This window comes from Agriterribacter sp. (genome assembly GCF_035445465.1).
Lineage (GTDB): Bacteria > Bacteroidota > Bacteroidia > Chitinophagales > Chitinophagaceae > Agriterribacter.
The window spans coordinates 1-8,711 of sequence record NZ_DAOMQT010000091.1 but is presented as its reverse complement, the minus strand read 5'-3'; the positions used below and the strand labels follow the sequence as shown (position 1 = coordinate 8,711).

Genomic DNA, 8,711 nt, shown 5'->3' with positions numbered 1-8,711 from the left:
ACTTCGTGGCAAAAATCAACAATTTACAAAATAGGAACTGTAAGCATTTAATTACATTTTGATTAAAAGTTGTGCAACTGGTTGCAGAAATTTCTATTAGATCATGGGACTGTATTGATTTTTCCGCTTTTGAGCAACCCCAAATTAGAAGGACTAGCGGTAAGCTTATCTTATTTACTTGCGGCAACGGTTGCCCCGTTTTCAATCCAGAATTTTTCCAGTATGGATTTAACCGATGCTTCAACATTTTTGTCTTTCAGCTTGCCCGAGCTATAATCCTTTGCCAGCGCAAACAAATGCTCATGCAGCACTTTATCATCAACCGAGTTTTTTAAGGCAACAGTGTTATGAGCAGCTAAATATTGTTCCCATGCCTGACGCACTTTAGTCCAGTAAGGCTGCGTCTTTTTCCAGTAAGCTCTTCCGGCATCGCAGTTCTTATCATCTACACGCACATAGGTGTTCTTTCCTTTTTCTTCTACCAATAGCTGATCAACACCATCTTTACGAATGATCTTTTCATTATCCTGCTCATGCACATAGCCTTTATCATTGAGCACAAGCCGGTTTGTTCTTTTAAGGATATTGTAATCGTTGCGGGTAGAATATTCTCTGCGGGGCAGCGGCGCATCTGTTGTGTTCTGCCAAAAGGTTTTGCCATCAAGCGTTACCCATTCGGCCGCACCCTGATAGCGGGGCGCATCGCTTACCTCCCATACCGACTGCGTCCATTTACCTTTTACCTGGTCTTCCGGAAGACGTTCTTTCTTCCACACATTATTGCCTGTGAATTTCCATATTTCCGGGTTTTCATAGGTCCAGTCTTCCCGCCAGTGCTTAACGATCATTCCTTCCGAAACGATCAGCAGGTGCTGCATAACAATTTTATTGTCGCTTACTTCAACCGGGAAGGTAAGCTCTGTTCCGCCATTGATCCCTTCGCGTTCGTGAAACTTATACTCCTCATCGGGTGCAAAAGTTTCGGCGTATTTAAACTCCACGTTAAAACATCCGCAAAGACTTTCCACATATTTTTTTGTTTCGGCAGATTGCGCCTGAACCATTACGACTAATACTAAACCAATGACTGTTCCGGTTATTTTTTTATTCATATTTTACAATTTAATGACAAAGCAACAATATTACCAGCAAGAAGGTTTGCAAAATCCGGAAAGTGATTTACGCAAAAAGGAAAACCACTCCTTTAAACAGGAATGGTTTTCGTATAACATTTTTATGTTCTGTATTATTCGCCGCTTTTTACCAGAGCATATTCAAAAGCAGGATAGCCTCTTTCCCCATCTTTGGTCATAGCTGTAAACCTGAGCTTATAATAATTATTATCCCCGTCTTTAATAATATAATATCTATCATCGCGAACAAAGGGAGCCGTACCGGGGCCGCCTCCTGAACGCCAGTCGGCGCCAATACCAGACTGCGTAGTGACGAAAGTTTGCGATGCTATATCCGCTTCCGCAAAGACATCATAAGCTTTAGCGCTGGTGAGCACCTTAGCTACTGTTACATTCCTGTTATGAAGTACTATATCCTGAAAGGTGTACGGTACTTCACCGCCGCCGAAATCGGTTACATTGGAAAAATAGGTCCATGCAATATCCCATTTTGTCTTTTGGGGTTCCACTTCCGCAGCGCCGGTCTCAAAGGAAACATAGTTAAAGAAATAATCAGCGTTTTTAGGAATATCAACCGAGGTAAACGAGGTAGCACCGATATCCGCGTGCTGCAGGGTATAGCCACCGCTTCCGTTACGACTGATCCTGATCTTTTTCCATCCCCTGTCGGGCGCGGGAGTACCAATTCCTTTTCCCCTGTTTACGATATATACCTTATTATCCGATGCCGTGGCCGAAATTTCTGCTATAGCTGTTTTAGCAAGATCGCCATCGGGATAATCAATATAAGGAAGCGCGGCAACATCGGGTTCAAACTGGTTGAATATAACCTGTGTTGAAAAATCAATAGTATCTGCAGCCGTTACATCGTTGAGGTCGTTCTTATCAATTTGCTTTGCCATCATGCCGGTAGATGAATTGAGGATCACCCTCCAGTCATCACCGCTGTAAAAGCCAAGGTCCCATTTGGTGCGCAGAACGGCTGTTTGACTATTAGCGCTGAGGTCAAAAAACACCTTGTTGGCATAAGTGGCGCCGCCACCATCGCCTGTAATGGCCGCTCCCGAAGATATGATCTCGGCAAACTGCAGGGTAAATATATTGGTAGAGCCAATGATCACCGGTGAACCGGAAGATTCGATCTTAAAAACGATCTGCTCGGTACCTTCAAGCAGGATACCGGGTGTTTTGGTTAGTGTAAAGCTCGTTTCGCTGCTTCCGCTGGGAATGGTTAAAGACAGTGTGCCGGAAGAAGCGGCAGGCGCGGTGGTGAAATCGGTTGTATAAGCAACGCCTGTTGGGGTAATACTGATGGTAACAGGAATATCGCTGCTGGCCGCCCGGGTTAATTTTAATTTCACGGTTATATCCGGGATAGCTGCTGCCAGGCCCTGGTTACCCGATTCAAACTGTACCAGGTTATCGGGCAATGGCGCATCTTTTTTACGGCATCCTGCCGCCAATAAAAATAAGCCAAGGGAAAACGCTAATCCTATCTTTAGTTTTGTGCTCAACATGTTATCGGGATTTTTATGATTATACAATTAGTTTTTGTTCCAGTTAAAAGCAAGGCCCATAAACCAGGAACGGCCATAGGCAATAGAAGAAACGGCGCTTGACGCATGGGTTCCCGTATTAGCGGTAGTACTGCTCACCCGGGTTACATCAAAAAGATTACGCACACCCGCGTTTAAGGTTAACAGCTTAAATAATTTTTTGTTGATGGTGAGATCGGCCCAGTGATAGCCGCCGGTTTGCATGAGCCGTACTTCTTCCTTCCCGTCTACGGTGGCCAACTGGTAATAAGGCAGCCTGCCTGTGAATTTGTAAAAGAGGTTTACATTCATCCCGATCTTTGGAAAAGCATAGCCTGCAACAGCATTTGTTTCCAGCGACCATTTAAAGGAAGCGAGGGAAGGATCGTTCGGCTTGTACCGGTTATACCTGCCCGTATAGGAAAAGCCGAGTGAAGCATTGAAATTACGGTGAACCAGGCTGCCATTCAGCGTTGCACCACGCGTTTTATATTTATCAATATTACTGTACGTGGTAATCCGGTTATCGGAAGCGCTTTGCACATAGCCGATCATATTACTCACATCATTATAAAAACCGCTCAGCGAGGTGTTTAATCTGAGGGCTTCTTTTTTAACGGCAGCAAAGGTTAACGACCCTGTAAAACTATTGGAATACTCCGCCTGCAGTTCTGTATTACCTATGATATCGTGACTGCCATCATGAAAATCGAAGTACAGCTCGCGGATAGACGGAGAACGGAACCCCCTTGCATAAGCTGCCCTGAGATCAAGCCTTTCTGTTAACCCGAACTTTATATTCAGCGATGGGATAGCAGGCGGTGCATCATACACGGAGTTGCTGACAAAACGTAACCCCGGGCGAATATTGAGCCTTTTTACAGGTGTGATCTCCGATGTAATAAAAAACGCGTAGTCGTTTATTTGCTGAACGCCTGTTTTTATTCTTTCGCCATCACCATTTTCTATATTAATATCCACACCAGGTTGAAACGATACAACAGGCGACATCCTGTACAGCACTGTTCCGCGAAAAGTGAAGCCATTGAAAGCCGACAAGCTATGCGCGCCGGGCGCGGTAGCTACTCTTACATCACCATCGGGGTAATATAATGTGGAATACACCTGCCTGGTGAAATGGGTATAAGACGCTATTGCGTTTGCCGACAATTTGGGATTAAAAGTATAGGCTGCCTGCAATTGCTGCATCAGCCGGTCTGTAATATATTCCTGGTCAAGCGCAGGCTGGCTGCCGGTTATATTAGCCGGGTTGGTAATGATCTCATCCAACCCGTCGAACCTGTAATACACATTGAGCTTTGAGGTACGATAGCCCACCATACCGTTACCAACGATCTGATCTTTTTTATGCCACAGCAATTCCCTGCCAACAGCCGAATCTTTCCAGCCACCAAATAAATTCCGGCCAATGCCACCATTGATATACCAGTTTTTATAAGTAGCCGAACCGCCCACATACTGGTTATGTATGCCCTGCTGTAAACCATATTCTTTGCCAACAGTTTCTTCATGAAGCCGCGCATTTACAGCAAATTTTTCTTTTCTGGGTTTTTGTGTGATGATATTAATAACACCTGCCAGCGCATCGGCTCCATAGATCACCGACATCGGTCCCTCAATAATTTCGATCCGTTCAATGGAATTTACTTCCACCTGGTTAATATTGATCTCATTGGAAGTTCCCTGCCGGCCAATCATTGGCACCCCGTCAATTAAAATTTTTACATTTTGACCCGACAAGCCCAGCATGCTGATGTCTGAACCGCCTGTGGCGGCATCCTGCGAAAAACGGATGTTCAACTGGTTGCTGAGCACATCCTGCAGTTTGGAGGCAGCCTGCTTCTGTATCTGTTCTTTTGAAATGACCCTTACCTGGTAAACGGAATTTTTTACAGATTGCGGCTTGTATTGCCCGGTTACCACTACTTCCGCCAGTTCTTTTGCAGCCGTAGTGTCTTGCTGCGCAAGCACCGTATTAACCAATAATACAATTCCGGTAACAAAGTATATCTTCCTCATAATGTGTGATCGCTCCTGCAAATCCCGGTTTAAAAGATGGTATATTTAAAAGAAGTAGCACTACCGGCAAACCAGGTTGCCCGGTATTTTTGCAAATGTGTGGCAGAATTACCATTTGGCTTTACGCAGAAGGGAAAACTATTTACGAAAGGGGGAAACTGACATTTGTATGACAAAGGGGAGCCAGTAAAGCACAAGAACCAAATGACAAAGATCAAATAGTATAAAGATGCTTCGTTCCCCAGCATGACAGACAAAAGTCAAATCCGAATATTCAAATCCGAAATCCGAAGAACACAACGGTAAACAAAAAACTATAAACTACAAACTCCCAAATCCGAAGCGAAATCCAATCTCAAATCCCGGATCTCAAATTTCAAATCAGTTGCCGCTGACAGCTTTTTTATACCCGTATACGCAATGCCTGCACCCGCTTTGGCAGCAATAACCCCTTAACAGGTGATACAGCTCTGTGAATACCCAGTTATTATGCTCCTTATAATAATGCAATCCTTCAATCAGCATTTCCTTCTGCGCCGGGAATTGATAGCCCCTTGCCATTTTAATATCGTGGTTGATCTTTTCAAGACAGCTTTTGCATAAGCAATCGAAGCTTGTGCGTAACAAAAAATCCTGTGCTGCTTCGCTCAGCGCTACAGTGTTACATTGACAGTTTGCAATGTCACCTGCCTTACAGGTAAACCGGCTGTTGCACTTAGGGCAATATTTTTCTTCGTGCTTTTCCATTACTCCAGATAAAAAAAGAGGCCGTCTCAAAAGCAATATTTTGCCACAAAACACAAAGAAAATAAAACGCGAAGATCAGGACTTTGTGCCCCTGTGTCTTAGTGGCATATCTTCTATACCGGCTCTTCTGAGACCGCCTCTTAAAACTATAAAACATTTTCGCCTACAGACAACCGTAAGGCGTTTGCAGCTTCCACCATCGCTTTCAGCGCTTTTTTAGTTTCTTCCCAATGCCTTGTTTTTAAGCCGCAATCGGGGTTTACCCAAAGCTGCTCAGCGGGAATAACGGCTATTGCCTTTTCCATCAGCGCAATCATTTCATCTTTTGAAGGCACCCTGGGCGAATGGATATCATACACGCCCGGGCCGATATCATTGGGATACTTAAAATCCGAAAACGCATTCAGCAGCTCCATTTGCGAACGCGAACATTCGATGGTAATTACATCGGCATCCATCTCTGCAATATTTTGAATGATGTCGTTAAACTCGGAATAGCACATGTGGGTATGAATTTGCGTTTCATCTTTCACCCCGCCCGCCGCAATACGGAACGCGCGAACAGCCCATTGCAAATACTGTTGCCAGTTTTCTTTTCGTAGCGGCAACCCTTCCCGGATGGCAGGCTCATCAATCTGTATGATTTTTATTCCCGCTTTTTCCAGGTCGGTAACTTCATCGCGTATAGCCAATGCAATTTGTGTGCAGGTTTTGCTCCGGGGCTGGTCGTTACGTACAAAGCTCCATTGCAGAATGGTAACCGGACCCGTAAGCATTCCCTTTACCCACCGATCAGTTAAAGATTGCGCATAAGCCGTCCATTTCAATGTCATGGGCGCCGGGCGGCTCACATCGCCATATATGATGGGTGGCTTAACACAGCGGCTGCCATAGCTTTGCACCCATCCGTTTTTGGTGAATACAAAACCATCTAATTGCTCACCAAAATATTCCACCATATCATTGCGTTCAAATTCACCATGCACCAAAACATCTATACCGGTTTCTTCCTGCCACCGGATAGCTTCCGCTGTTTCTTTTGCGATGCGTTCGTTATACTGTTCCTGCGTAAGCGTTCCTTTTTTAAGCGCTGCCCTCCAGCTTCTTACTTCGGTAGTTTGCGGAAATGAGCCGATGGTAGTGGTAGGGAACAACGGCAGTTGCAGCGCTTCCTGTTGTTTTATTTTTCGTACGGCAAAAACATTTTCACGCCGGTCATCTTTTGCAGTGATAGCGTTAACCCTTTGCTTTACTTCCGGGTTGTGAATGAGGGATGATGTGCTGCGGCTTGCATTGGCACGAATATTTTCCTGCAATTTAATATTAGCTGCCACTGTATCTTCCCCGCTTGCCAGTTGCTTCAATGCTACCACCTCATCTGTTTTTTGCCTGGCAAAAGCAAGCCATTGCTTTATTTGGGGAGTTAATGTCTGTTCGTCTGTTTCCATGTCAAGGTCGCAGGGCGAATGCAACAGGGAGCAGGATGGCGCTATCCATATCCTTTCTGTTCCAATTTTTCCAACTGCTTTGCTGATGAGTGCAAGCGACTGCTGAAAGTCATTTTTCCAGATATTCCTCCCGTCAACAACACCTAAGGAAAGGCGGGTTTTTGCCTTTACAAAATCCGTTGACAGGATATCATTTAACTGCAAGGGGCAGCGTACCAGGTCGAGGTGTATGGTTTGTACCGGAAGACTTAACGCAGTTTGCAGGTTTTGCCCGTAACATTCAAAGTAGCTTGCCAGGATAATGTGCAGGTTGGGAAGCTTTTGTTTTATTTCCCTGTAGGTTTTTATAAATACTTCCTGCTCTTTTTCAGAAAGGTTCAGGGAAAGGCAGGGCTCATCCAACTGCACATAGTGCGCATTGCTTTCATCCAATTGCTTTAGCACTTCAAGGTAAACAGGCAATAAACGGCCGATCAGCTCAAGCCTGTGAAAGCCTTCTTCTTTTTCTTTACCTAACAATAAATACGATACCGGGCCTAACAATACGGGCTTTGCATTAAATGCCGCCTGTTTTGCTTCCCTGAATTCGTTGAGCGTTTTATTGCAGTACAGGCTGAATTTTTGGTTGGCTGTAAACTCCGGAACGATGTAATGGTAATTGGTATCAAACCATTTTGTCATTTCCATAGCGGTAATGTCAAAGCCATCCTGCTGGTAGCCCCTTGCCATGGCAAAAAGCAGGTCAATATCCGGCAATTGCTTCTCTTCCATCAGCGTATGATACCTTTCCGGGATAGCGCCCACCATCAGGCTGGTATCCAGCACCTGGTCGTAAAAAGAAAAATCATTACAGGGAATCAGGTCTATGCCTGCGTTTTTTTGCAGTTGCCAGTTTTGCAGGCGAATGGCTTTGCCTGTTTGCAGCAGTTGCTGTACGGGCAGCTTCCCGGCCCAGTATTGTTCGGAAGCTTTTTTAAGTTCACGCCGGCTGCCTATCCTCGGGTAGCCTAAGTTGTGCGTTTGCATGTTTGTTGCTTTTTAATTGATAAAAGATCAGTTAAAAGCTCTTGCCAAACTTCCGGTGCTTTGTAAAATAAAGAGAGAGAAGCAGTATGCACAGCATTATTATTTATACAGACAGCAAACTGCCTGCATACATTAAAATGTGCACCAACTGACCGCCTGCTTTATACCACGAAAGCATTTGTCAATACGATAAAGGCAGGTCTCCTGACTTGTAACATTTTTACCATCCTTCCCGTTGCGACTTAGCGCCACAGTGGATACCCGTGGGTAAAAACTTTTTGCGTTACTTACAGTTGCGGGACAGCTTGTGATTTGCACACAATTCCCTATTAATCCCACCAATGGCGGGAACCTTTTTCGTTTGATGAAGAAATTGAGTAAAGAACTTATGAAACGCAAATATACGATACCAACTGATATTACCATATCCGTTATCCGCGAGAGCCAAATAGGGCTTGCTAAAAAAAGAAACAAAAAAAGGCCCGCCCGAACAATGTTCAGTCGGGTGGGCACACGAAAACCCCGCCTGCCGGCCGGCAGGGAATACTGCCCGTTTTCGTGCCTGTTCCCTAATTTAGCTATTGTACTACTATGCACAGCCCGAAAAAAACGAAATGAAGGCAATATTTTTGTCTGTAACATACAATATGGAGCAACCGATTGGTTCAAAACCGATTGCCTTATACATCAAAACCTTCTTCCGGGCTTACCGTTTCAGCAACCAAACATCTCCCGAGTTGTCCAAATTAGGTCAGCACATCCAATTTTTCGAGGATTTCCGA

At 44.8% G+C, this 8,711-nt stretch carries 5 protein-coding genes and 1 riboswitch; all 5 genes read right to left on the bottom strand.

Translation table 11 applies throughout. The features are described 5' to 3' along the window. Positions 1 to 170: 170 nt before the first annotated feature. Positions 171 to 1,112, bottom strand: a complete 942-nt coding sequence (locus PLE34_RS20960; protein WP_324560277.1) for a DUF6607 family protein — start codon at positions 1,110 to 1,112, stop codon at positions 171 to 173. Between the two features lie 134 nt (positions 1,113 to 1,246). After that, positions 1,247 to 2,650, bottom strand: a complete 1,404-nt coding sequence (locus PLE34_RS20955) for an HmuY family protein (protein WP_324560274.1) — start codon at positions 2,648 to 2,650, stop codon at positions 1,247 to 1,249. Positions 2,651 to 2,677: 27 nt separating this feature from the next. Beyond that, positions 2,678 to 4,708 (bottom strand): TonB-dependent receptor plug domain-containing protein, encoded by a 2,031-nt coding sequence (locus PLE34_RS20950; protein ID WP_324560271.1) that lies wholly within the window; start codon positions 4,706 to 4,708, stop codon positions 2,678 to 2,680. A 381-nt stretch (positions 4,709 to 5,089) separates the two neighbouring features. Continuing rightward, on the bottom strand, positions 5,090 to 5,455 hold the full coding sequence (locus PLE34_RS20945) for a cysteine-rich CWC family protein (RefSeq protein WP_324560269.1): 366 nt from the start codon (positions 5,453 to 5,455) through the stop codon (positions 5,090 to 5,092). 146 nt (positions 5,456 to 5,601) lie between these two features. Next, complete coding sequence (metE, locus tag PLE34_RS20940; RefSeq protein ID WP_324560266.1) at positions 5,602 to 7,929, bottom strand: 5-methyltetrahydropteroyltriglutamate--homocysteine S-methyltransferase; 2,328 nt, start codon at positions 7,927 to 7,929, stop codon at positions 5,602 to 5,604. Between the two features lie 177 nt (positions 7,930 to 8,106). Beyond that, positions 8,107 to 8,300, bottom strand: a riboswitch (cobalamin riboswitch). Between the last annotated feature and the right edge of the window lie 411 nt (positions 8,301 to 8,711).

Excerpts from the sequence above, each read along its gene's own strand:
- metE (WP_324560266.1), bottom strand. The coding sequence starts at position 7,929 with ATGCAAACGCACAACTTAGGCTACCCGAGGATAGGCAGCCGGCGTGAA.
- PLE34_RS20950 (WP_324560271.1), bottom strand. The coding sequence starts at position 4,708 with ATGAGGAAGATATACTTTGTTACCGGAATTGTATTATTGGTTAATACG.
- PLE34_RS20960 (WP_324560277.1), bottom strand. The coding sequence starts at position 1,112 with ATGAATAAAAAAATAACCGGAACAGTCATTGGTTTAGTATTAGTCGTA.
- PLE34_RS20945 (WP_324560269.1), bottom strand. The coding sequence starts at position 5,455 with ATGGAAAAGCACGAAGAAAAATATTGCCCTAAGTGCAACAGCCGGTTT.
- PLE34_RS20955 (WP_324560274.1), bottom strand. The coding sequence starts at position 2,650 with ATGTTGAGCACAAAACTAAAGATAGGATTAGCGTTTTCCCTTGGCTTA.